Source organism: Liquorilactobacillus vini DSM 20605 (assembly GCF_000255495.1).
GTDB classification, from domain to species: domain Bacteria; phylum Bacillota; class Bacilli; order Lactobacillales; family Lactobacillaceae; genus Liquorilactobacillus; species Liquorilactobacillus vini.
In genome coordinates this window covers 1-862 of record NZ_AHYZ01000093.1, presented here as the reverse complement: position 1 = coordinate 862, position 862 = coordinate 1, and the positions used below count along the sequence as shown (strand labels likewise).

Here is an 862-nt window from a genome sequence, read left to right as displayed (position 1 = left end):
TGGTGGCAAGTGCAGTCAATTTATTGACCCCAATATCAATGAGTCATCAAAAAGTTGCCGGTGTTATTAAAGAGGCTGGTGCACGGATAGATAATTATCAGCGGCAGCAGGAAGTAAATGACACTGGGAAAAAAAGAAATAAGCCAGCGATCCTTTATCTAGAAGGCGATGCCTTCAGCGTTAAGCAGCAAGCATTTTATCATAATGGACAAGCAGCGAGTCTTTTTGTCCATCGTTTTCAGGTTTATGCAGGAATCCGAAGGAATGGGAAGCGCCGCGAACTGATTAATCGTCATATCATCAGTAGTCTTGATCGTCAACAGGCAATGAAAGAAGTAAGTGAATATCTACAGGCTCATTATGATTTAAAGAAGACGACAATTATTTCTGGAAGTGACAATGGCAGTGGTTATGAAGCTGAGGTATTCAAAGAGTTGGCACCAGATTGTCTTAAGCAAGAACATTTTTTGGATCAATATCATTTGAACCGAAAGATTCAGGAAAGGCTTAGTTTTGATTCTGAGTTAATAAAGCCATTGAAGAAAGCCGTTTATTCTTGGAATTGGGATCAGGTAACAGCGGTTTTAGATACTGCGGAAAGCCGAATTACAAATGAAGATCAAGCTAGCCAAGAAAAGCAAATGGCATTGCGGAAACTAAAGAAATACCTAAAGCGGAATTGGCAATATATTAAGCCAGCAAAGTTACGGGGACTAAAGAAGCCCAATGGATTAGGAAGTTGCGAAAGTAACCATCGTCGATACACCTATCGTTTAAAACGTCAAGGAAGATCATGGAGCAAGGCTGGATTAAAAGCAATGTTGCGAATTATTGATGCGCAACAGAATGGGGGACTGGTGGA

1 protein-coding gene is annotated in these 862 nt (G+C 40.6%); it reads left to right on the top strand.

From position 1 onward, the window contains the following. Positions 1-23: 23 nt before the first annotated feature. On the top strand, positions 24-862 hold an 839-nt coding region (locus ON15_RS06085; protein ID WP_169313781.1), incomplete at its 3' end, for an ISLre2 family transposase.